Source organism: Sphingobacterium sp. WM (genome assembly GCF_029542465.1).
Lineage (GTDB): Bacteria > Bacteroidota > Bacteroidia > Sphingobacteriales > Sphingobacteriaceae > Sphingobacterium > Sphingobacterium cellulitidis.
The window spans coordinates 3700500-3726625 of sequence record NZ_CP120709.1; the positions used below are offsets into that span (position 1 = coordinate 3700500).

The 26126-nt window shown below is 37.9% G+C and carries 15 protein-coding genes; 8 read left to right on the top strand and 7 right to left on the bottom strand.

Going from position 1 to position 26126, the window contains the following annotated elements; all coding sequences use genetic code 11:
• The first annotated feature begins 20 nt into the window (after nucleotides 1–20).
• The 6 genes from PZ892_RS15780 to PZ892_RS15805 all read left to right on the top strand — a co-directional run bounded on the left by PZ892_RS15780 (nucleotide 21) and on the right by PZ892_RS15805 (nucleotide 11831).
• A complete protein-coding gene (locus PZ892_RS15780) occupies nucleotides 21–2507 on the top strand; it encodes a TonB-dependent receptor plug domain-containing protein (RefSeq protein ID WP_277711498.1) in 2487 nt (828 codons plus the stop codon).
• Between the two features lie 8 nt (nucleotides 2508–2515).
• Nucleotides 2516–3757, top strand: a complete 1242-nt coding sequence (locus PZ892_RS15785) for a DUF4374 domain-containing protein (protein ID WP_277711500.1) — start codon at nucleotides 2516–2518, stop codon at nucleotides 3755–3757.
• Nucleotides 3758–4367: 610 nt separating this feature from the next.
• Nucleotides 4368–7478, top strand: coding sequence for a TonB-dependent receptor (locus tag PZ892_RS15790; RefSeq protein WP_277711501.1), 3111 nt, complete (start codon nucleotides 4368–4370; stop codon nucleotides 7476–7478).
• A gap of 14 nt (nucleotides 7479–7492) precedes the next feature.
• Complete coding sequence (locus tag PZ892_RS15795; RefSeq protein ID WP_094257473.1) at nucleotides 7493–9445, top strand: RagB/SusD family nutrient uptake outer membrane protein; 1953 nt, start codon at nucleotides 7493–7495, stop codon at nucleotides 9443–9445.
• A 20-nt stretch (nucleotides 9446–9465) separates the two neighbouring features.
• Entirely contained in the window at nucleotides 9466–10701 is a 1236-nt protein-coding gene (locus tag PZ892_RS15800) for a DUF4959 domain-containing protein (RefSeq protein WP_169715189.1), read from the top strand.
• Nucleotides 10702–10706: 5 nt separating this feature from the next.
• On the top strand, nucleotides 10707–11831 hold the full coding sequence (locus PZ892_RS15805) for a DUF4998 domain-containing protein (RefSeq protein WP_094257210.1): 1125 nt from the start codon (nucleotides 10707–10709) through the stop codon (nucleotides 11829–11831).
• 80 nt (nucleotides 11832–11911) lie between these two features.
• On the opposite strand, the gene PZ892_RS15810 is transcribed toward PZ892_RS15805, so the two are convergent.
• Genes PZ892_RS15810 through PZ892_RS15835 form a run of 6 tightly spaced genes read right to left on the bottom strand, consistent with a single transcriptional unit; the run spans nucleotide 11912 to nucleotide 22346 of the window.
• Nucleotides 11912–14221 carry a family 65 glycosyl hydrolase domain-containing protein gene (locus PZ892_RS15810; RefSeq protein WP_277711504.1) on the bottom strand — a complete coding sequence of 770 codons (2310 nt, stop codon included), beginning with the start codon at nucleotides 14219–14221 and terminating at the stop codon, nucleotides 11912–11914.
• 21 nt (nucleotides 14222–14242) lie between these two features.
• Nucleotides 14243–14893: a beta-phosphoglucomutase gene (gene pgmB / locus PZ892_RS15815; RefSeq protein WP_094257212.1), complete on the bottom strand. Its 651-nt coding sequence runs from the start codon at nucleotides 14891–14893 to the stop codon at nucleotides 14243–14245.
• A 7-nt stretch (nucleotides 14894–14900) separates the two neighbouring features.
• Nucleotides 14901–16736, bottom strand: a complete 1836-nt coding sequence (locus tag PZ892_RS15820; RefSeq protein ID WP_277711506.1) for a glycoside hydrolase family 13 protein — start codon at nucleotides 16734–16736, stop codon at nucleotides 14901–14903.
• A 13-nt stretch (nucleotides 16737–16749) separates the two neighbouring features.
• On the bottom strand, nucleotides 16750–17766 hold the full coding sequence (locus PZ892_RS15825; protein WP_277711508.1) for a SusE domain-containing protein: 1017 nt from the start codon (nucleotides 17764–17766) through the stop codon (nucleotides 16750–16752).
• An 18-nt stretch (nucleotides 17767–17784) separates the two neighbouring features.
• Nucleotides 17785–19365 (bottom strand): RagB/SusD family nutrient uptake outer membrane protein, encoded by a 1581-nt coding sequence (locus tag PZ892_RS15830; protein ID WP_277711510.1) that lies wholly within the window; start codon nucleotides 19363–19365, stop codon nucleotides 17785–17787.
• A 17-nt stretch (nucleotides 19366–19382) separates the two neighbouring features.
• Nucleotides 19383–22346 carry a SusC/RagA family TonB-linked outer membrane protein gene (locus tag PZ892_RS15835; protein WP_277711511.1) on the bottom strand — a complete coding sequence of 988 codons (2964 nt, stop codon included), beginning with the start codon at nucleotides 22344–22346 and terminating at the stop codon, nucleotides 19383–19385.
• Nucleotides 22347–22775: 429 nt separating this feature from the next.
• Between PZ892_RS15835 and PZ892_RS15840 the strand changes: the two genes are divergently transcribed.
• Together PZ892_RS15840 and PZ892_RS15845 are read left to right on the top strand one after the other, a co-directional pair.
• Complete coding sequence (locus PZ892_RS15840; RefSeq protein ID WP_094257217.1) at nucleotides 22776–23591, top strand: phytanoyl-CoA dioxygenase family protein; 816 nt, start codon at nucleotides 22776–22778, stop codon at nucleotides 23589–23591.
• A gap of 11 nt (nucleotides 23592–23602) precedes the next feature.
• A complete protein-coding gene (locus PZ892_RS15845) occupies nucleotides 23603–25195 on the top strand; it encodes an alpha-amylase family glycosyl hydrolase (RefSeq protein ID WP_277711513.1) in 1593 nt (530 codons plus the stop codon).
• A gap of 4 nt (nucleotides 25196–25199) precedes the next feature.
• Here PZ892_RS15845 and PZ892_RS15850 read toward each other — a convergent pair whose 3' ends face one another.
• The gene (locus PZ892_RS15850) at nucleotides 25200–26045 is read right to left on the bottom strand and encodes an AraC family transcriptional regulator (protein ID WP_094257219.1); all 846 of its coding nucleotides are present in this window, start codon (nucleotides 26043–26045) and stop codon (nucleotides 25200–25202) included.
• Nucleotides 26046–26126: the final 81 nt, after the last annotated feature.

The following is a 26126-nucleotide window of genomic DNA, read 5'->3' on the forward strand; positions in this document are numbered from 1 at the left end:
ATCAATTTTTTTAATCATAAATGAAAAAATATTTATTACTATTTACTCTCATTGGTTTATTTTCTTCTTACGCACTTTCGCAAACAGCAAAAATTAATGGACATATCGAAGATTTAAACCATCATATCATTGAACACGCAACAGCAAGAATCAAGCATTCCAATAGTCATTGTGAAGTCGATAAAAATGGAGATTTCTCTTTCAATGTTCATCCGGGGGAATACGAAATTATTATCTCAGCTGTCGGTTACATCAGCCGATATGAAAGAATACAAATCAAGGCAAATTATAAAATCATTCGAAACTATCATTTGAAAATTGATCCCAGAACAAATATAGACCAAGTCGTTGTAAAAGGGAAAAATGCGATTCAAAAAGTCAGAGAAACTCCATTCAATGTGGTTGCCTTGGATGCAAAATCTCAATACAATTCTACATTGGACCTTGCCCACCTATTGGATAAAGCATCAGGGGTAAAAATTAGAGAGACTGGTGGTATTGGTTCTGATATGAACATTACGTTGAATGGTTTTACTGGTCGGAATATCCGCGTATTTATGGATGGTGTTCCCATGGAAGGAATGGGATCAGCCTTCCAATTGAATAATATTCCAGTGAATGCTGCGGAAAGGATTGAAATCTACAAAGGGGTGGTTCCTATCGAATTTGGTGCCGATGCATTAGGAGGTGTAATCAATATTGTAACCAACCAATCCGCCAATAGCTCCATTGACGCCTCTTATTCCTACGGTTCATTCAACACGCATAAAAGCAATATTAGTCTTAACCATACCTTCAAATCCGGCATTTCATTCCAATTAAATGCCTTCCAGAATTATTCAGACAACGATTATAAGGTTAAAACTTCATATAGAGTTTTTGCTAAGGATAGAAACTCAACAGAGGAAGGTGATAACTGGCAATCAGGTTCTTCATGGTCGTCTGATTCGTCTTGGTTTAGAAGATTCCATGATAATTACCGGAATGAAACTGTAATTGCCAAAGTCGGTATAGTTGGTAAGAAATGGGCAGACCGAATGCTATTGGGTCTGACTATGGGACAAGTACATCGCGATATACAGAATGGATCTGAAATGAGATATGTATTTGGCGAAAGAACGGCTTTTAGTAAATCGATATTACCATCATTTGTCTATGACAAACGGAATTTATTTGTGGAGGGATTGAGTGTTCGAGCTACAGGAAACTACAATTATGAAAGGGCAGGCAGCGTGGATACTTCAGCATATAAATATAGTTGGGATGGCACAAGGAAATTAATGGCCGATCTACGTGGAGTCAATGCATCTTATGGAGAGGCTAGTTTGGGGATGTCAGAATACTCGAACAGCAATCAATCTGCATCCCTGGGCATAGGCTATCGAATCAATAAAAATCATTCCATCAACCTGAACAACAACATGTCTTATTACGTGCGTAAGCCAAATTTGGAAAGTATCGCCAATGGTCTTTATCCAGAATTACCTGCAGCCTCAGATAGCATGTCCCGCACAAGTTTAAAAAACAGTCTAGGACTCGAATATCGCTATACTTTCAATAGAAAATGGAACACCATTGTATTTGCAAAACATTATCTCAACAAAGCGAGTGGCCCATATACCAATGAAGAGAATATTACTTTCCGAAGAAATGAAGATGCCTCTAAAACAGGATACGGAATAGCGACAACCTACTTTCTGAAAAACCTGCAATTTAAAGCATCCGCAGAGAAAGCCTATCGACTTCCTAACGATAGAGAACTATTCGGAGATGAAATTCTTGACGAAGGAAATATTGCTTTAAAACCAGAAGAATCAAACAATTACAACCTCGGAATTACCTTTAACAAGGAGTTAAACCCAACCTTCAACCTCTATATTGATTGGTCAGGTTATCACCGTGATACTTACAATTTTATTCAACGCATGGCAGGCAGAAGAGGTGATGCATTAAATGGAGAGACCGTTTTTCTAAACAAAAATCATGGTCGAGTAACTAGATGGGGTATTGACCTTGAAGCTCGAATTTACTATAAAAACAAGGCTACTCTTGGTGGAACCTTTACTTACATGAATATTAGAGATAAGGCCCCATTTTCGAATCTTGCCCAAACTCAAGTAAATGGAAATTATGGATATAGAATGCCTAACCTTCCATATTTCTTCTGGAATGCTGATGCTTCTTATTATTTCCACAACCTGTTAGGAAAAGGTAATACCCTGAATTTAAACTGGTCTTTAAACTATGTCGATCAGATTTATCTACACTCCTATGCCTATGCTGATAAAGCATCGAAAGCTATCGTTCCAGAACAATGGTATTCGGATTTCTCAGCAACCTATATGCTGGAAAACGGAAAGTATAACATCAGCATAGAATCAAGAAACCTGACGAATGCAATGTTATATGACAATTTCAGCCTTCAAAAACCTGGAAGAAGTTTCTCTGTAAAACTGAGATACTACATCATTAAGCGAAACACAAACAAACATATTAACAACAAATAATAATTAACATGAGAAATCAATTCATTAAAAAATCATGGATTTTAGTATTGGGAGCATGCGCAATGGTTGCCTGTAAAGATGAAAACCCAATTCCTACAGTTCCGGTAGAGAAAAACCCGAAAGGTAATTTCATTATTGCGACCTTGGTCCCTGATGTAAACAATGCAACATACTATTTGACTGCCGCTTCATTGGAAAATGAAAAAGACAGTATTTCACCAAAGGGCGCTGGATTAGAGTTCACCAATACATTCTCTCAGTATATGTCTTATGGTTACGAAGGATTTGTGGCTATCAAATATGGTCGTGGAGATGCTCACGTTGGACAACGGTTCACGATTAATCCAGCTGGGGCTGCAACAACCATTGGAAACCAATTTGAAATTCAAAATGGTTTTGTAACAGCAGGTACAGTAGGTGATTACGCCTATACAATCATGAGTGGTTATAGAGCTGCTGATAAAACAGTCGGTACCATGAACCGCATCGGTTTATCAGCGGGCGAACCCCAATTCTTAACCTTCAAGGTAAACGAATTCAAAGGATATGAAGGTAAAAATGCAGCCTTGATTGGACTTGCAGATGGACAAGATGGTTCATTCTATACCAGTCTTCACTTCCATGAAAACAAGGAAATTGACGATGTTGTTGTCGCTAAGATTAATGCAAGAACTCTAAAAACTGAAGCTGTATTCTCAGACTCGCGTTTGTCAATCTCTGGAGCATTTTATCGTTCTGCACGTTACTCGCAAATTGGTGCCGCTTCAAATGGCGATATCTATGTGTTCTCTGGAAATAACTTCGGAACCAAGAAACCAGGTGCTTTAGTGATTAAAAAAGGTGCTACAACATTCGACAAAAGCTATACCTATGACCTTGAAACCGCATCAAGAGGTTACCGTTTCAAAAAAGTATGGCACTTGAAAGACGATGTATTCCTAATCGAATTCTATAACAAAAAATATGCAGCTAATGAACAACCAGGACTTGATGGTTCAACACAATATGCAGTCGTTCATATGCAAAGCAAAAAATTCAATTGGATCAACGGAATTCCTGCCAAAGGAGATATCCCTAATGGCGTATCTTGGCCATATGTTTTCGGAGGAAAAGCTTACCTCGGAATTACAGCATTGGATAAATTCCCTCAATTCTACGTGGTAGATCCAAATACAGGTAATGCTAAAAAAGGTTTGGTAGTAAAAAATGCTAGTCAGATCGAAGCAGCTACATTTGTAGAAAAGAAATAAGTATTCTTATTCGCTTTTTAATAGCCAAGTTGGATGAAGATCTGACTTGGCTTTTTTGTGTAATTACTTCACCTAATTTTTGTATGAACCCTTACTAATCCTTCCCTAAAAACCACAAATTTATTACCCATAAACGAACCTGTATACACCCAAAACATGAACTTCATTTCGCCAAATTATACAAGGAAATACTATTAAGAATAAACCAACAAAAATTAATTACCTACTAATAATCAACCATATATCTTTTTGAAAACTACAGGACAGCACAGGATGCATTAACTTTTTATTACCTATATCTTTAATTGTATATCACAATTAACCATATAACTAATCAAACTAAATTAAACTCTAACCATTAAATTTTAGAAGAAAAAGACAACACAATTAACCAAAACTAACTAATCAAATTTCAACCGAATAATCATTAAGATTTTTCAAAAAAAATCATCCCTGCACAATTATTTGTGCATTGAATCCATATTGACTATTTGTTAACAATTGTTCAATATATTTTTCTATTGATAAATTTTAGCGTCGATTATTAATAAACCCTTTTATTAATAATCTCCAATTAAACCTGTTTTTAAAACCAATAAAAAAATAAATTATGGCAAAAACTAAGTTTCATTTTTTGAAGATCACGCTTTTTATTTGCTTTTCCTTAGCTCTTCAGACCATGGTATATGGTCAGACCACCAAAGTGACGGGAAATGTCAAAGATGGTGATGAAAATTTATCCGGAGTTTCGATCCAAGTGAAGGGAGTTACTGCACGAGGAACCCAAACTGACCCCAACGGAAATTTCATTATTGAATTGGACAAGATCCCCAATACGCTTGTATTTAGTATGGTGGGCTACTTGCGTCAGGAGGTACTCGTTCAGGATGCCTTGTCCTTAAACATTCAGATGCAGGTAGATTCAAGTTCCTTGGAGGAGGTAGTTGTGGTAGGATATGGAACCCAAAAGAAAACCGAAGTTGTTGGATCCGTCACATCAGTAAAACCGAAAGACTTAAAAATACCTGCCAGTAATCTTACAGCTGCATTCGCAGGTAATGTGGCAGGTATGATCGCTTACCAAAGAAGCGGTGAGCCCGGTGCTGATAATGCTGATTTCTTCGTTAGGGGAATTACCACCTTCGGTGCTAACACAAGGCCATTAATCCTGATTGACAACATCGAACTAACAACAACAGATCTAGCAAGATTACAACCCGATGATATCGAAAGCTTCTCAATCATGAAAGACGCCACGGCTACAGCACTTTATGGAGCACGGGGGGCAAATGGTGTTATTTTGGTAACCACCAAAAGAGGGGTCGAAGGGCCAGCAAAAATCTCCTTCCGCTCCGAAATGTCCATGAACCAACCTACTCAAAATATAGAATTAGCAGACCCGATTACTTACATGAAACTACATAATGAGTCGGTTCTAACAAGAAATCCCTTGGGAGATCTTCCCTATAGTCAAGATAAGATAGAAAATACACTAAAACCAGGTTCTAATGAATACATATACCCCGCCAATGATTGGTATAAAATGCTATTTAATGATTATGCTACCTCTCAAAGAGGAAACCTAAGTGTCACGGGTGGTGGAAAAGTAGCGCGATACTTTGTGTCAACGGCTTTTACAAATGATAACGGAATTCTAAAGGTCGACAAGAGAAATAGTTTCAACAACAACATCGACTTTAAAAACTATACCCTAAGAGCCAATGTTGATATCAACATAACTGAAAAAACTCAATTAGCCGTTAGGCTTTCAGGGAATTTTGATGACTATACCGGTCCAAATATTTCTGGTCAAGACATGTATAACTATGTCATGCATTCGAATCCTGTGATGTTCCCAGCATATTATCCTATTGACGAAGACTTTCACTATGTCAAACACATCATGTTCGGTAATTACCAAGGAAACTATAGAAACCCTTATGCGGAGATGGTGAGAGGATATACAGATAGAACCAGATCCCAAATGCTGGCAAGTGTAGAATTAAATCAGAATTTAGATTTTGTTGTCCCTGGTTTAAAATTCATGACCATGCTCAATTTATCCAGGTTATCAGAGTATTTCGTAAATCGGGCTTACAATCCTTATTGGTATCAACTGCGTGGAAACTATGATGCATTTACAGGAGAATATCACTTAGAACGCTTTAATGAAGATGGAACTGAATATCTAGATTATCGCGAAGGTCCTAAAACCGTAGATGCAACAACCTATTCTGAATCCCGATTAAACTATAATAATGTTTTCGGAAAACACGGCGTGAGTGGTCTATTGGTATTTACAACTAGGCAATGGATTGCAGCAAACCAAGGAAATCTACAACTTTCATTACCTTCTAGAAACGTAGGTTTAGCTGGTCGTTCGACTTATAATTACGACAATAAATACTTCTTTGAATTCAACTTTGGTTACAACGGTTCCGAGCGTTTTGCCAAAAACAATCGCTGGGGTTTCTTTCCTTCTGCAGGGGTTGCCTGGGTTGTGTCTAACGAGAACTTCTTTGAAAAATATAAATCTGCTATCCATAATTTAAAACTTAGGTATACCTATGGATTAGTAGGGAATGATCAAATTGGGGATCGTTATGACAGATTCTTCTATTTGTCCCAAGTGAATATGCAAGACGGTGGTAGAGGGAGTTATTTTGGGGAAAACTTAGACAAAGGTGGTCCAGGTATCCGGATAAATAGATATGCAAATGAAGCTATTACTTGGGAAAATTCCACCAAACAAAATGTGGCAATAGAACTGGGTTTATTCAATAAGGCAAATATCATCGCGGAATACTTTACTGAACATCGTAGAGATATTTTAATGACCAGAGCAGCCATCCCTTCAACCATGGGATTACAAGCACCTATCCGTGCAAATGTTGGTGAAGCAACAGCCAAAGGAATTGATATACAATCGGATTATACTCACAACATAAATGAGCATTTATGGTTATCCGCAAGAGCAAATTTCACCTATTCCACCAGTAAATTCAAAATCTATGAAGAGCCTGATTACAGTGAAGCATATAGATCAAGGGTTGGTCATTCATTGACCCAAAATTGGGGTTATATTGCAGAGCGATTATTCCTCGATGATGCTGAAGCCAACAACTCACCACTTCAAACTTTTGGTGGTCAATATGGCGGTGGAGACATCAAATACTTAGATGTAAATAAGGATGGACAGATAACCTCGGCTGACCAGGTGCCAATTGGTAATCCTACATCCCCAGAAATAATTTATGGATTTGGTACATCTGTTGGATATAAGGGATTCGACCTATCTGTGTTTTTCCAAGGATTAGCAAATGAATCCTTTTGGATAGACCCTGTAAAAACATCACCTTTTCAGAATCAAACACAATTATTAAAAGCTTATGCTGATTCGCATTGGTCTGAAGACAACCAAAATATGTATGCTTTATGGCCTAGATTGAGCAGCAATTTAGTAAACAATAATATCCAAAGCAGTACTTGGTTTATGCGTGACGGAACTTTCCTCCGTCTAAAACAAGCTGAAATTGGATATGCAATTCCAGGAAAATGGAAGGAAAGAATTCATCTCAATAATTTTAGGGTATACCTCAGTGGAACAAACTTACTCATGTTCAGCAAATTCAAATTATGGGATGTGGAAATGGGTGGAAATGGATTAGGTTATCCTTTGCAAAAGGTATTTAACCTAGGAATTAACTTATCCTTTAACTAATGAAACTTTGGAATATGAAAACTATTAACAACTACATAAAATTAAAATTTGCGCTATTTATTTCATTGATAACTCTTTCAACCTCATGCAATAAATACTTAGACATTGTACCTGACGATGGTCTTGCAACATTAGAAAGCGCATTTACTTTAAGATCTACAGCGATAAGGTACCTATACACATGCTATGGGTTTATGACTTCCGAAGGAAATCTTGATGGCGACCATGGATATATGTCTGGTGACGAGTTGTGGTCAGTAATTGATCGTCGAGAAAGCCAAGGAATTTGGAATGGAATTATGTTTAACATGGCTCGAGGATTTCAAACTGCCTCAAATCCTTATGGTGATGACTGGTCAGGTATATATGAAGGAATTCGTGCTTGTAACATCATGCTTGAAAACATTGATAAGGTGCCTGATCTACCTGAATGGGAAAAAATTCAATGGATTGGAGAGACAAAATTCCTGAAAGCTTATTACCACTTTCATCTATTGAAAAAATGGGGACCAATTCCGTTGGTTAAAGAAAATTTATCCATCAATGCTAGCTTGGATGAGATTAGGGTTTTTCGTCAACCTATCGATGAAGGCTTTGATTATGTCATTCAATTAATGAATGAGGCCATTCCTAATCTGCCATTAAAGGTTCAAAGTAGAGATGAACTCGGTAGAATTACTAGACCTATTGCTGCTTCAATGAAAGCAAAGATTATGGTTTATGCTGCAAGTCCATTATTCAACAACAATAAAGATCAAGCAAACCTGATCGATAAAAATGGAACCAAACTCTTCAAAACTGACAAATCTCCTGCAGAGGTAAAGAAAAGATGGGATGATGCGGTAATTGCCTGTAAAGAAGCAATTAAGATTTGTGATGAGGCAAGCCATATCCTTTACACTCATCAAGGAAGAGTACGTGTAAATGACACCATCAAACTTCAATTGGATATCAGAAATGCTATTACGGAGAAATGGAACTCAGAGGTTATTTGGGCAAATGTTCATACCTCATTAGGAGCGAACAGAAATTTACAGTTAGCATCCTCTCCCAACTTACAATGGGAACAATATCCGGATATGCCAAGCTTGTACAATCATATCCAACCCCCTTTAAAAATTGTTGATCAATTCTATACAAACCATGGTATTCCTATTCAAAACGATTTGGAATGGTTAAGAAAAAATCAGTTAGCCCTAAGAGCAGGTGCCGAAAAAGATCGTTGGTACATACGCCCAGGATACGTTACGGCAGAAATGAATTACAACAGAGAACCAAGGTTTTACGCATGGTTAGGGTTTGATGGTGGACAGTGGTACGGTCAAAAACCAGAGGTAAATGACCCCGTCCCTGCAGATATGTTTTGGGTAGCTAGTCGTGTCGGTGGAAATCAACAGAAAAAAGGCCATGATTGGGGACCTGTCTCTGGTTATTACCTGAAAAAAGTAATCCATTATCAAAATCGCCAATCCTCTGCAACTGGATATGATGCAATTACCTATCCTTGGCCATTGCTCAGAGTAGCTGATTTATATTTACTATACGCAGAAGCAATTAATGAATCGGAAGGCCCAACAGGTGCAAATAGTGGCGACTTATTTAAATACATAGATTTAGTTCGTGAAAGAGCAGGTCTTCCTGGGGTTAAAGAAGCTTGGGATAAATATTCAAACAGTCCTAGAAGATATGCCAATCAGCAAAATATGAGAGAAATTATTCAAAGAGAGAGACTGATTGAGTTAACCTTCGAAAGCAACCGCTATTGGGATATCAGAAGATGGAAAACCGCTCCTGCTGAATATGAAAAAGGCATGTATGGTTTCAAGGTTACTGCCAGCAAGCCCGAAGAATACTATCAAAAGATTTTGATGACCACACAAAAATTCTCAAGCAGAGATTACTTCTGGCCAATACAAATTTCATTGATCGAACAAAATCCTAACCTAATTCAAAACATTGGATGGTAATTAATCTGAATTCTAAAGCTATGAAAAGAATAATATATAGTATGATAATACTTTTTGCACTTATAGGATGTAAAGAGGAAGGAAGACTAGATTTTATTGATGGTCAAGGTGCTGCACCATCTTCAGTAGAAGTCAAGGCTGTCCGAAATACTTCCGGTGGTGCAATAATCACTTATAAGGTGCCTGCAGACCCCAATCTTTTGGGAGTAAAAGCAGTATACACCAGAAATGGAAAAACCGTGGAGACCAAAGGTTCAATATATGTAGACACCTTAATGGTTGAAGGGTTTGGAAGTTCTGCTGAACAAAAAATTGAACTATTTGGAATTGGCAGAAATGAAAAATTATCTGCGCCTGTTTCAGTCACAATTAACCCACTTCCTCCACCTGTTCAAGTTGTAAAATTTGATGTTGAAGCCGGATTTGGTGGTGTTGTATTAGGTATTGATGAAAATAAAACAAATGCAGATTTATCCTTGATCCTTTTAGCTGACACCTTGGGAAATGGAACATTCTTAGACATCCAAACCTTCCACACTAAATCGGGAAAAATAAAATTCTCCCGAAGAGGATTAAAAATAAAACCTACAAAATTCGGAATGTACCTCAGAGACCGATGGAATAATGTTTCTGACACAATTTACCGTACACTTACTCCAGTTGAAGAAGTCCGAATTCCTAGTGAATTATTTAGAAACGCTGCATTACCAACAGATTATTTCTTAACGGCTGAAAATAACTCCGGATATCGTTTAGAGCAACTGTGGTTAGGAGCTGACGCTTCAACAGCAGGGGATTTCTATGCAACCTCTCACAGTGCTCCTATTCCTCAATGGTTTACCATTGAACTCGGCCAAAAAGTTTCTATAAGCAGGATACAAAAGTGGCCACGCCAAGGATATGAATTGTATTCCAGTACTGCACCAAGAACTTTTGAAGTTTGGGGAAGTGACAATCCTAATCCAGATGGAAGTTTCGACAATAGCTGGTTTTTGATTGGCGAGTTTGAACAATTCAAACCTTCTGGATACGGCGAAGGTAGAGAGGTAGGACCAGTAACCGCTGAAGATGAAGATTATTGGTACAATAAAACAGAGTTTGATGTGGTGCCAACTGAAAGTGCTACGGATCCATATCGACCAGTTACACATATCAGGATTAGAGTAACCTCGACGTTCCAAACATATGGAACTGAAACCAGTAGAAGTCAAGTTATCATTGCTCAATTAGCATTTTGGGGACAAATAAAGAAATAATAAGCATGAAAAAACATATTTTATATTTGATATTAATCCTATCTGCATTATCCTCTTGTAAGGAAATGGATAGTGAATACAAAGACTTTATCGTCCCTAATGGTTATACATACCCTCAAAGAGCTGATTCATTAAAAATTTATCCCGGATTCAACAAATTGAGGTTGGTTTGGAGAACACCAAAATCGCCAACTGTCAAATACGCTATGGTCCATTGGAATAATTACAATGACTCGTTGAAGGTGGAGTGGAAAGATAATCAGGATAGCATCATTGTTGATATTCCGAAATTATCAGAAACATCCTATACCTTTTTCATCAAAAATTATGATGAATTTGGAAACATCTCACTACCAGTAGATGGAACAGGAACCCCTTACGGTGATAATTATCTATTGGGTGCAACTGATAGAACATACATTTTGGCAACAAGGGATTCGGATAAAAAAGGTACTATTACCTGGGGCCCAAAGACCACAGATTTAGTATATACAGAGGTACGATATACCACTAGTTCTGGAACAAAGAAAACTGTAAGAGTTGATTTTGATCAGGACAAAATGACTTATCCTGATATTAAGCCTGGCGAACTCTTTGAATATCGTTCAGTCTTTCTGCCAAGAAATGGTATTGATTCTATTGCTAGGGATTGGCAAACTTCTGAAAAACCATTCATGTATAAATTCCCTACCACAAAATGGGTTGCAACGGCAAGAAATGGAAATCACCCATGGGGTGATGGTGGCGGCGGACAACCAGCTCTATTATTTGATGGAAATAAAGCAACCGGCTGGCATTCATCTGTTGGAGCACCTCTACCACAGGTGGTAGTCACTGATTTTAATGAATCATTAGAACTTGATAATATCATCATCTATCCACCAGCACAAACTAACTGGAGGTATATTAAAAATGTAGATATTTACTTATCAGACACTCCACTACCTGCTGATGCGCCTTCTCCTAGTTGGGGAAAACCGATAGCTTCCGCAACATATTCAGGGCAAGATGCTTTCACAATTAAATTTGACTCGGTCAAAAAAGGAAGATACCTCGCAATCGTTTTCCTCGATTCCTCTTCCGGAAATACCTATGTCAGTTTCATGGAATTAGAAGCATATGGTTATTAAAACAAAAACAACATAAATATCTTCAAAACAAAAGCTACTCCAAAGAGTAGCTTTTTTCACTAATAATATAATCAACCTAATTACAATTCTATTCTAACTTTCTCGCCTCCTTCAATTCCAAAATCTTCAGCCTTAACCATTACCTCAATACCTTTATCAGACTTATTCTCAATTTCCATAAATCCTTTATTGATTTTTATGGATAAAATAACCCCTCTAAATCCGATTCGGAAAGTAAAGGAATCCCATTGTTCTGGAAGGAATGGATTGAAAAACAATTTATTTTCTTTTATGCGCATTCCGGCAAAACCTTGGACGATACTCATCCAAGTACCTGCCATTGAGGTAATATGAAGTCCGTCTTCCGTATCATTATTATAATCATCAAGATCTAATCTTGCTGTACGCAGATAGAATTCATAAGCTCGCGCTTCATCATTAAGTTTGGCAGCGATGATGCTATGTAGACAAGGTGAAAGGGAACTTTCGTGAACCGTACGCGGCTCATAAAAATCAAAATTCCGACGGATTTCATCCAATTCAAAATCATCCTCAAAGAAATACATGCCTTGCAAAACATCTGCTTGCTTGATGAAACAGGATCTTAAAATCCTATCCCAACTCCATTTTTGATTCAATGGACGCTCAGATGCTGGTAGGTCTTTTACCAACCACTGCTCTTTATCCATATAACCATCTTGCTGTAGATATATTTTTAGCTTTTCATGGTAAGGATAATACATGTTCTCAGCGATTTCTTTCCATAATTCCAACTCCTCAGTTTCCAAATCCAAATTGTTAATAATATCATCCAATCTGCTTTGATTGGAGTCTTTAACAAATTCAATGGCTTCCTGGGCATATTTCAAACACCAAACCGCTAAATAATTGGTATACCAATTATTGTTCACATTATTCTCGTACTCATTAGGACCAGTTACACCAAGAATCACATATTTCTCCCGCTCCCCACTCCAATTCACCCGCTGTGCCCAGAATCTAGCAATCCCAATTAGAACTTCCAAGCCATATTGCGGTAGGTAATCCCAATCTTGTGTATAATTGATATAGTTGTAAATCGCATAAGCAATAGCTCCATTCCTATGAATCTCCTCAAAGGTAATTTCCCATTCATTATGACTCTCAGTACCATCCATGGTTACCATTGGAAATAAAGCCGCACCATTTCTAAAGCCCAGCATCTCTGCATTCTCAATAGCTTTTTGCAAATGGTTATAGCGATAAACCAACAGGTTTCTTCCTACTTCTTGTTCTGCTGTTGAAAGATAAAATGGAATACAATAGGCTTCAGTATCCCAATAGGTAGCACCTGCATATTTCTCCCCAGTAAAACCTTTCGGACCAATATTCAATCTAGAATCAGTTCCTGTATAAGTTTGAAACAGTTGAAAAATATTGAATCGAATTCCTTGTTGCGCCTTTACATCGCCGTCAATCTGAATATCACTCTGATCCCATTTTCTTGCCCATGCATTTTTTTGGTCTTCTAACAATTTATCGAATCCCAATTCTACTGCTGACCACAACTTATGCTCACAACTATCAAATAACTCATTTGAAGGATAATTCAAAGACGATTGTACCGAGACAATTTTTATTATTGTCAGTTCCGTTCCAGCTTGAGCAGCCACTTGAAACTCTTCTGCACAGAACTTTATTTCTTGAACTAGCTGATGATTAAGAAGCTCTGCTTCCTGATCAGCAATGTAAATTTTAGTGTTTGCCCCTACACAAAGCTCAAAACCTGTTTTTAAAGTTTTAGTCTGTAGGAAGATCCCTTTATCCGAGAATTTATCTCCTACTTCCTCCCAAAACTTGAAATCATAATTACTATCTTCATTGACAATATCTCCATCCGCTTTGGATACAATTTTGAGTTCCGCATCAAAATTTAAAGGAGTAATCTGATATTTTATGGCGCCGATTTCATCATCTGCAATACTGCAAAAACGAAGCGCTTCTACTTTTACCTCAGATCCTTCCGCCAGCACTGCTACAAAAGATCTTTGTAAATAGCCTTCCTGCATATTCAGGACCCGTTTAAAATCCTTTACCTCGCAAGTCGCTAGATCAAGTAACTGACCATTGATATAAATATCAATACCAATCCAATTTGTGGAATTAATTACTTTATCAAATGTTGGCGGATAACCATTCTTCCACCAGCCTACTCTAGTTTTATCCGGAAAATAAATCCCTGCAACATAGGACCCTTGAAGCGTTTCTCCTGAGTAATGTTCTTCAAAGTTGGCACGCTGCCCCATCTTACCATTCCCTATACTGAAAAGACTTTCAGAAATCTTGTTAAGTTTCGGATCAAAACCTTCTTCGATAATATTCCAAGGATCGGCTTGGATATAATTTTTCATAAAATAATTGTTAGTTAGTTGCTAAAATAGATTTTGAATAGTCCTCAAATCAATCGCAGTAAGATCTTCTACCACTAATTGTGCTTCACCCAACTCCTCCTCATTGCCAATTCCTATAGCTTTCATATTTCCTTTTATGGCTGCTTCAACGCCGGCACTCGCATCTTCAAATACGACGCAATATTCCGGAGATACGCCTAGCAATTCGGCTCCTCTTAAGAAAACCTCAGGGTCTGGTTTTGATTTACTCACAATATTACCATCCACCAAAGCATCAAAATAAGGCTTCAAACCTGTATTGTCTAGAATAAGCTTCGCATTCTTGCTCGCTGATCCCAATCCGATTTTGATATGGTTCGCTTTTAATTCATCCAATAACTTTAGGGCTCCCGGCAATACTTCATTCTGCGTCATCCCTGAAATCATTTCCACATACCAGCCATTCTTCAAACTTGCTAGCTCATCCTGCTTCTCCTGCGGCATTTCCATGCCTGCCCAATTCAATATCTTACGCAAACTCTCCACCCTACTAATCCCTTTCAATTGCTCATTTTCCTTCTCTGTAAAATCAAGACCCAATGTATTCGCCAACTGCTTCCATGCTAAATAATGGTATTTCGCAGTATCCACTAATACACCGTCAAGATCAAATAAACACGCCTCTAAACCCATTCAATATTTATTTTAATTCAAATACTTGTGTACTGATACCCGGAATCTCAATCTCCTCAATATTGCTTAATGTTGCTCCACTAATAATATTCAAAGCTTGTTTATGGGGTCCAAATCCCTCCTGATATCGTTTCGTATTCAACTTTATACTTTCTTGTTTACTATTCATCACCACCATCACCCTTTTGTCCTGATTGTAGCGGAAATACACATAAACCCCATCCTCCGGAATAAACTGCAACATGTTGCCATCTTGTAATACTGGATTATTCTTACGATAATTGGCTAAGGTTTTTACCAGATTAAAGGCTTCATTCTCCTTTTCTGTACGCCCTTTAGCAGTGAATTTATTCGCTTTATCTTTTGGCCATCCACCTGGAAAATCCTCCCGCACCAAACCATCGGGGCTGGCAAAATTCTTCATCAGAATCTCTGTACCATAATACAATTGCGGTATTCCCCGGGTCGTAAATAACCAGGCAATTCCTGAGTTAAACTTATTGATATCCTCTCCAACAACCGACAAAAAGCGACTTAAATCATGATTGTCCAAAAACACTACATTTTTATACGGATCTTCATACATAAAGTCATTTGCGAAGGTATTATACAATCGAACTACACCGTCCATCCATCCGAACTTACCATTCAATGCCTCAATAATTCCCCAATAAGCTTGAAAATCAGTAACTCCTTGTAACTTGGTGTCGATGCCTTGATTGATTTTATCACCCTTAGTGAAATAAGCTTGATTTGGAACTCCATGCACCCAAGTCTCCCCAAAATAGGTCATCTTCGGATACTCCCTGTCAATTGCCTCGCCCCACTCTGCCATAAATCCTAGATCATTATAGGCATAGGTGTCCAATCTAAATCCATCTACCCCCATTTCCTCAATCCACCAGATGTGGCTTTGAGTGATATAATTCTTCACAAACGGATTATTCTGGTTCATATCCGGCATATGCTTATCGAACCAACCATTCATCATGATATCTTTATCCGATTTCGTTGCATAGGGATCCATATGTATTTGCTCCCGATAATTGGTCTTGGTAAATGTGTCCCACTGATGCACCCAATCCTTCATCGGCATGTCTTTCACTGTAAAATGTTCCGTTCCAAAGTGATTGTGCACCAAGTCCTGAACCATCTTGATTCCGCGTTTATGACATTCCTCGATCAACTTCTTATAAGCATCATTCCCTCCGAACCTAGGGTCTACATAATAACTTTCAGTATTGGCATAACCATGGTAGGAAGTTAATGGCTGATCATTGGTTAATACCGGATTCAACCATAATGCGGTTACTCCTAATTCTTGCAGATAATCCAGATTATTGATAATGCCTTGCAGATCTCCACCATGTCTATAATACATACTATCTCGGTTCAAAGTCTGGTCCGCCATTCCTTTGATCCTATCATTGGAGGTATCCCCATTGGCAAAGCGATCTGGCATAATCAAGTATATGAAATCTGAAGAGTTTACCCCTTGGAGAGTATGCTTAGCCGCATCTCTTTCCTTTAAATCATATAACCTTGTAAAGTCTTTTTTACCAGCTTCTTTGAAAATCAAGGATACTTTTCCTGCTTTCGCTTCCGGATGAATCTTTAAATCCAAAAACAGATAGTTAGGGTTTTCTACTTGATTTTGCTTTAGGATTTCAACCCCTGGATAGTTTACCGAAACTGTCTTCTTCGAGATATTATTGCCATAAACCAATAATTGCACATTTGGATTTTTCATTCCAACCCACCAGTTTAAGGGTTCAATTCTCTCTACTTGAGCGTTTGAAACAAGATTTATAAAAATGAAAATTATGGCAATAACGTATCTCATATCTGTTTATTGTTTAGTTCTTTACTATGGTGAATGTTAAATCTGTCGGGTTCATCGTGATGGTATAAGCACCAGCCTCAGTCACCTTGATATTTGCGCCTCCTAAGGATAGCGTTCCATTACTTCCACCTAAATTGGTTCCCCAATCATGGTTCTTACGGAATTTGAATTCCCCAGTATTTAGGTTCGTTTTTAGCACCCAATTCCCTTTACCATCATTTACAAACTTCATATCGGCATCAACAGACCAATTTGAATTTGGAACCGCATCGCCAATCATTCCCCAAATTGCAGTTGGCTCAATGGTCCAGGTATTGCTATTCATATCCATGGTCAACAACATGGTCCCTGCAGCAGGTGCTTGGAAATTACCGCCAGTTGGACTGATTGTACCACTTCCACCATCACCATAATTCACATTCCAATTCTTAGCTGGCGTAATCTTGAATCCAAACTTGCCCTCTGGGAAGTTGATAACACCCGTATAAATTCCATTTCCAGTAAGAGAAATTAAACTATCGGCAGTCCCCGGATCCCAACCTTGATAATCTCCAGGAAGGTAAATCCAAGAAGTCAATGGAATTGGTTTTGTGTTGATATTTACAACATTACTGTAGACAGCAGTATTAGGTGAGATACTGGATTTCAATCTTACCTCAACATCAGAATTCGCATCAAATGGAAGATTCATCGCTGATAAAAGATTATTTAACTCTAATCCTGTATAGCTTCTGCTCGTTACACCATTTGCGAAAACAACTTCTCTCGCAGGAGTAAAATTGCTACCCTTCAATCCAAATTGTAGGGAATAGGTTATCCCAGCATTATACCCGAAATCTGATTCCGTATGGGTAAATTCCACAACCTTACTATTCAATGTTTCTTTCGTCAGGTTGATGGTAGTCGCGGTGCTTTTCAAGCTTCCCGACTGTCCTTCCCCTGCAATTGTCCTTACTTCATCCTTCTCGCATGAAGTCAGCATGATGCTGCTCAGACAAAATAAAACCAAAAGTTTATTTAATAATTTCATAAGTTCTAAGTATTAATGTTAATAGCCTTGGTTTTGTGTCAAATTCGTATTGGCAATAACATCTGATGCTGGCAATGGAAGCAATGTTCTAAAGTCTTCAATGGATCTTCCATCTTTAACCCCACCTTTCCAAGGCCATATATAATTACTTCCAGTGAATTTTCCGAAACGAATTAAATCCGTTCTGCGGTATCCCTCGAAGTATAATTCTCTCCCTCTTTCATTTAAGATATCATCTAAGGAAATTGCTGAAGCATTTCCACTGGTATTACCATAGGCTCTTCTTCTAACTTGGTTAAAATAATTTAACGCTTGAGCCGTTGAACCTCCAGCACCTCCACGCAATACAGCTTCTGAATACATCAAGTAAACATCTGCCAATCGGAATAATGGAAAATCCAAAGAGCTGAACGTTCCACCTTGTGATGCCCCCGGAGTACCTGTAGATTTCATATTCTTGAACTTCGTAATCCGTAATCCGTCCTTGAACTCACCCAACTCATCATTTTCAATTTTATCACCAAAGAACATCGCTCTCTTATCTGTATTACCACTGTAATCAGGGAAAGCTAATGGAACCATTTTGGTTGAACGGTTACCACCCCAGCCACCTGTAGGAACTCCATAGTTTGCTGGTGTCATATCTCCGTTGATCAATGAATTGATCAAAAAGGTTGTTCCTCCAAAATTTCTGGTTTTCACACCATCATAGTTGATGGAAAAGATTATTTCATCTTTACTGGTTACATAATTATCTTCCAAGAACAAGTTTGCATAGCTACTTGCTAATGTATACCCGCCATTGATGATTTTATTGGCATAAGTAATAGCTTCTGTATACTTTCCTTGACCGGTATAAACTTGAGAATTCAAATACAATCTGGTCAATAAGGTCCAAACTGCGCCTTGATCTGCACGTCCATATTCATTGGTTTTCGCTGCTTTGATAATCGGTTCGATCGCCAATAATTCTTTCTCTATATAACTGAATAATTCTGGACGCTTAATCTGGTTTGGAGAAACCTTTCCAATGGTATTTTCCTCAGTAATAAATGGAGGATTACCGAATAAATCTAATAATACCCAATATTGATAGGCTCTTACGAATCTCGCTTCCGCACGATAAGCTTCGATTTCCGCAGTATTACTGATACCTCGTGCCGAAAGCTTCTCTGGAGTACTCTCTCTTAAGAACTCATTGACAACCGTAATGGTATATAGCGTACGAGTATATAAACCCTTAACCATAATATTATCCGCATCTGGTGTACCATAAACCATATCGGGAACTCCCGGGTCATTCCAACCACATAAAGTCTCATCTGAAGTCAATTGCTGAATATTCCAATACAAGCGAAAGAAATCCGACTGACCCGCATCAATACCCGCTAAGTCACTCGCTCCTTCACCTCCACCAGAAGTCATCGATAAACTTCCATAGATTTTTAGAAAGGCTTCTTTATATCCTTGCTCCGAACTGTAAACCTGATCGGCTGTAATATCATTCTTCGGGGTCAAATCCAATAAGTCCTCACTACATGAAGAAATGGATAAGATGAGCATGCTTCCCCAAATCGTATTTTTTATTAATCTTTTCATGAATTTCCTATTTAATATTAAAACCCAAAGTTTAAACCTAGTGAATACACTCTCGGTCTTGGATACAAGGTATAATCTATACCATTGAATAATTCCGGATCAACACCCTTATATTTTGAAACTATAAAAACGTTCTGAACATTCGCATTTACAGTCATCGTCACAGTCTTTTCCTTATCCAAATGACCTACATTATAAATCAACCCTAAATTGTCCATCCTTAAGAATGAAGCGTTGTTGATGTAGTAATCACTATAATATTGATTGTTGTTGAAATTGGTATTATAAACATCTGTAGTCGCATTATTGATAAATCTTGATGGATTTAAAATATTACGTCCTACTCCAAAATTTGAAGAAATATTATCATACACATAGTTTCCGAAGCTTGCTCTCAATACTGTATTCAAGGTCAAGCGTTTGTAGTTTATGGAAGTTGTAAAACCCATAAAATAATCCGGAGCTGGTTTTTTATAATAATAACGGTCAGCAGGTGTAACTGCACCGTCTCCATTTAAATCCTCATAAACTGCCTCCAAAGGCTGTCCTTGCTGATCATAAACTTGTTTGTAAACAAAATATTGGAAAGGAGCCAATCCTACAGTATGGTATTGGATAACATTCCCAGTACCTCCTGTAATCCAGCCTGCCGCCAATTGATAACCTGGGTTATCACTTAAAGTCAGGTTAGTAACCTTGCTCTCATTGACGGTCATATTGAAACCTAAATCCCAATTGAAGTTCTCTGATTTAATCGCCTGAATATTGATGCTACCCTCAACACCTCTGTTTTCCATGTTACCAACGTTGGTCAACAATTGATTACTATAATTGGTACCTACTGGAATTTCAATAGTTGCCAATAGATCTTTTGTTTTCTTCTGATAAGCATCGATGCTACCAGAAATACGACCTCCCCAAAAACCATAATCCAAACCAATATTAGCAGTTGTTGTAGATTCCCAACGAAGAGTTTCATCATAAGCAATTGGTGAATAAACATGGTAAAATTGGTTGCCAACTTGGTACTGCGACTCATTGGTACTGTAATAATAGCTTGGAATAAATCCATAGTTAGCAATACCATCTTTATTTCCGGTTTCACCGTAACTCAAACGAAGTTTCAGGTCTGAGATACTGTTATTGTCTTTCAAGAAATTCTCACCTTTAATACGCCAGGTAAATGCCGCAGATGGGAAAATTCCCCAACGTCCATCCGGACTAAATTTAGACGATCCATCCGCCCGTACAGTACCTGATAAGATGTAACGGTCTGAGAACGAATAAATCAACCTTCCATAGTAGGATAGCAATCTGTTTTGCTGTACATTATCTGGAAAATTCGGAGTTGTCAACACATCGTTATGTGCATTCATGGACTCGAAATTATACTGGGTTTCTTTATTATCGTAATATCCATAACCTGCAGTTACATTGACATTACTATTGATGCTTTCAATATCCTTTACATAGCTCAGGTAACCCTCAATAAAAGTATTGTTCATCTTTCCTTTATAACGTTGGAAGAATCCTTTATTAGCAAAGTTAGATGCTGCAAAATCAGGAATACTTGTCGCTCCTTTTCCTACTGCGATATCATAACCAACATTTACGTTAGCATGTAATTCAGGAAGGAAATGGAATGAATAATCCAATTGTGCGTTACCGATACTTCTTTTTGAATCACCTCTATTGGCGTAATTTTCCAATAATGAAACTGGGTTTCTTGGTGACAATGAATTTGGAACTGCACCTTCTTGCCATTCAAAGAATCCACCATAAGGGCTAGATGAATCATATACCTCTTGGGTAGGATCAAAAACAATCGCCGAACCAATGGCACCTGTATTTGCAAAATCCTGATTGGTCAATGTTCCCTTGAAATTAACATCTAATTTCAAGTGGTTATCAAAGAAACGTGGCGAAATATTCACCCCTAATGTTCCTCTTCTTAACATATCATTCTTCAAAATACCAGATTGCTCTAGATGTCCAATAGAAAAACGATATGGCATATTTTTTAAACCTCCCGCTAAGGTTACATTATTATCGGTGGTAAATGCATTCTGATAAATTAGACTTTGCCAATCGGTATTTGCAGATCCTAAAAGTCCTTTTTGAGCAGCTGTTCCACTTTCATTAACAAATGAACGAACTTGATCTGCTGTCAACACATCTACTTGATTAGCTATGGTAGAAAGGGAATTTACGGTAGATAAGGTAAGTTTTGGCCTTCCGATTTTACCTGTTTTAGTCGTGATGATAATTACCCCGTTTGATGCTCTGGAACCATAAATTGCAGTTGCATTCGCATCTTTCAGGATAGTCATGGACTCAATATCATTTGGGTTGATTAGGGAAAGAGGGTTGGCTGACCCTGTAATTCCGGCACCACTCAATGGGTTTCCATCAACTACAATTAATGGATTATTACTCGCTGATAATGATGCTCCTCCTCGTACGCGAATAGTACTTCCAGCACCTGGAGAACCTCCATTCGAAGTAATGGAAACCCCAGAAACCTTACCTTGTATCAATTGATCCGGCGATGTAATAGCTCCTTTTTGAAAATCCTTCGATTGTACATTCGATACGGCTCCCGTCACATGCTTCTTCTCTACCGATCCATATCCAATCACTACAACTTCACCGATCTCCGACGCATTGGAACTCAATGTAAAATCTAATGTCTGTGATGAAGTCAAGTTCACATTCTGTTCGGAGCTGCCATAACCTACATAAGTTGCTTCAACTACCATACTCCCTGCTGACAATCCGTCCAACACATACTGTCCCGACTCGTTGGTAGAAACTTGCTTGTTTGTACCCTTTACCCTTACCGTAGCCCCAGCAAGTTCCTTCCCAGCTTCATCCATTACTTTACCCGAAAGTTGTAAGTTCTGCTGACCCGAAACAATTTGAAAACTGAAGATGAAGATAATTATTAGCCGAAACTGCCAATTGTAAAAATCCCTAATCATATTTTGTTTTTTTGTTTATAATCGGCAAGGCATTCATTGCCCCCCTATTGGTTTGTTACTAAATTATTATAGAAATGTTATAAAAAAAATACTTTTTCACTTTTTTTATTTTTAGCAAAAAATCAAGCAATTTTTTATTTAAAAACCTATATATCAATTATATATAAAACAAAATAAGAACTAAAAGCCTGCTATAATTTATCGAATTACCGAAACCGTTCCCGATTTCAACACCCCTTTTCTTCTTAAAACCTACCTTTTACAGAAAAAACTTAACATTTAATCACCCAATATTTGTAGTGCTTATTTTATCAATTTAAGAACCTCTAATTGCATTAAGGATAAAATAAACCATATAGATGCCTATATTCCCCCGAAAGTATGATGATTTTCTCTATTAACTTTGTATGTAAACCAAATTTATAAATCATGAGCACATCATCGAATCAGATATTAGATCAGGTAAAACCTATTACTGCAGCTGAATCTTCCGAATTCCAAAACAATGGACATATCTTAATCCGCGAAGTACTAGACAAAGACACGGTCGAGCACTTCCGCCAAGTAATCAGCAATGCTGTAGATAAGCATAATGAAGAGAAAAGAAAACTGGAAGATCGTGACACCTATGGCAAAGCCTTCTTACAAATCATGAACCTATGGCGAGTAGACGAAGAAGTAAAGCGTTTTGTCCTTGCAAAACGATTCGCAAAAATCGCAGCCGACCTATTAGGCGTTGAAAAGGTAAGATTGTACCACGACCAAGCATTATTCAAAGAAGCAGGCGGTGGTCCAACTCCTTGGCATCAAGATCAAAATTACTGGCCTTTGGACACCAATAACACCATCACCATGTGGATGCCTTTAGTAGATATCCCTAACCCTGAAATGGGAATGTTGACCTTCGCTACGGGCTCTCATAAACAAAACAATGTCTCCGAAATCATTATCTCTGATGAGTCTGAAAAAACATTCTCTGAATATGTAAAGGAGAACAACTTTAAAATCTCTAGTCCAGAGTACATGAATGCTGGCGATGCAACCTTCCATTATGGCTATACCATCCATAATGCTCCAGGTAACTCCTCAGATAAAATGCGTTCAGTAATGACCATTATTTATTACGCAGATGGTGCTAAAGTCACTGAACCCAAACATAAATGGCAAGAGAACGATCGCCAACAATGGCTTATGGGAAAAGAAGCCGGTACATTGGCAGATTCTGAAATCAATCCTGTACTGTAATCAAAACAGGTATGGCTAAGCTTAAAAGAAAATTATTCAATCTTTCGCTCATTGCCTGTTATAGTGTACTTGCGCTGACCAGTTGTCAGGAAAAACCAACAGATAAGGAAATCGTCAAAGATGAAATTATCTATCATGTTTTTCAACGTAGTTTCTATGATAGCAATGCTGACCAAAATGGCGATCTCGCAGGACTCCAACAAAAATTGGATTACCTGCAAGATCTAGGAGTTACTTCTATTTTATTGACTCCATTATATGAATCGGTTTATTACCATAATTACTATTCCAGTGATTTTGAAAAAATTGATTCTACTTATGGAACTAAGGAGGAATACCTATCCCTGGTTAGAGATATCCATAAAAGAGGGATGAAAATTTATATGGATATGGAAACGCAGTACGTCACTGAAGACCATCTCTGGTATAAAGATTCGTATGGAAATCCGTCTTCTCCTTATTCGGATTATATCCTGTATGATGATAAGGAACAACTGAAACCTTCCTCCATTGTATTTGATATCTATGATTTACTTGGTTTCGATGGCCAAAGAAGAAAGATAACCACAGTTAATCTGCTTAATAAAGACGTCATAAAATACAACAAAGATCTATTCAGCTATTGGCTAGACCCAAATAAGGATGGCAACTTTGATGATGGAGTGGATGGCTTTCGATTAGACCATATGATGGACGACCTAGATAATAAAGGTAGATTAACCAATCTTTTTGGAGACTTCTGGGTTCCATTGATTGATACCTTAAAGTCTGTAAATCCCAAAATCCATATTATGGCTGAACAAGCTGATTGGGGATCCTATGGAATAGATTATTTAACCCAGGCAAAAGTGGATTGGGTATTTGGATTCCGAATCCAACAGGCTATTCGCACCATGAATAAAGAGAAGATCATGGCTTTCGCTGATACTACTTTCCGCGATACGCCAGAAGGTAGAAATCAAATCATTTTTATTGAAAACCATGATATACCACGTTTTTCAAGTGTCGTAAAACAGGATATAGGAAAAGAGAAAGTTGGTGCTGCCCTAAATCTACTAATGGCTGGAGTTCCTTCCATCTATTATGGTCAGGAAATCGGAATGCTAGGCGATAGTTTCTTTGGAAAATATGGCGGCATAACGGATGCAAATGAAATTCCATATCGCGAAGCTTTCGAATGGAAAAAGGACAAGGATAGCCCAGGAATGCCTTATTGGTACAGAGATTCTGGACCATGGTGGAATACCAGCACCGTAAAAAGCAACGATGGCATATCCGTCGAGGAACAAGAAAATGACCCGAACTCTTTGCTGAGTACCTATAAGACACTCATCAAACTGAGATCTGATTTCCCTGTCTTGATCAATGGTAAATACCAATCCTTGGCCAATACAAGCAAAAACATAGTCAGTTTTTATAGAGATAATGGCAAGGAAAAAGCCATGGTCTTCATAAACATCTCTGAACAGGAAGAAAAAATAGATCTTCCTATGGAACAAGGCAAACCTAAATTGGTATTTGGCGATAATAAAGGACAATCAACAGCAAATAATCTTCAGATTGCAGTTCCAGGATATGGAACCCAAGTGTGGATTTTGAATTGAAATCTTAATCCATAAATTTCTTTCGATAAGCCAATGGGCTCATGCCCATTTTGGCTTTGAAGGTTTTATAAAAATAGGACATATCATTAAAACCGGAAGCCATAGCAATGGAGCTAATGGGTTCATCTGTATGCAATAATTGCTGAACAGCATAATTCATTCTATACTGTACCACCATATCTACAAAGGTCTTTCGGGTTAACTTTTTAAAATATTTACAAAAAGCATTGGGTGTCAGGTTCGCTACATTGGCAACATCATCCAAACTAATATCGTTCTTAAAATTCTCGACAATATAGGCCATGATGACATTGATCCGATTAGTATCAGTCAGACTGCTATTTCCATTTTCTAAAGCACCTACATGGATGGGATGATATTTCTGTCTGGCAAGCTCATTCAACAGTTCCAGAAAATTCAGAATTCTTTCAACCCCCTGGGATTTACGTAAGCGCAAGATGTACTTCGTCAATTTTTTGGGCTGATGAAAGGAAAGACCTGCCTGACTTTCTTTAAGCAATGCATTAATATTTGAAAACTCAGGTTTTTCAAAGAATTCAGCACCCAAAAACTCATGGGTAAACTGGATTACAACAGCACTTGCCTTGGAATCCTCCTGATCCAACTTCCAGCAATGAGGTTGATTAGGACCAATAAGGACAAAGTCACCATCACTAAAATCATCTAGCCGATTTCCAATATATCGCTTGCCCTTACCATGTATGATATAGGTCAGCTCATATTCCGGATGATAATGATAGGGTGCCAAAAATGCCTCATGACCGAAGGTCCGAATCAAGAATGACTCTTGTAACCCATTTTGTAATATCTCTGGCTTTGCTTTTTGCATGATATGGACTTTTTATGCTTTAAATTACTACAAAAATCCAAAATAAGCCATATTAAGAATAAAATAACACGCTGACTAAGC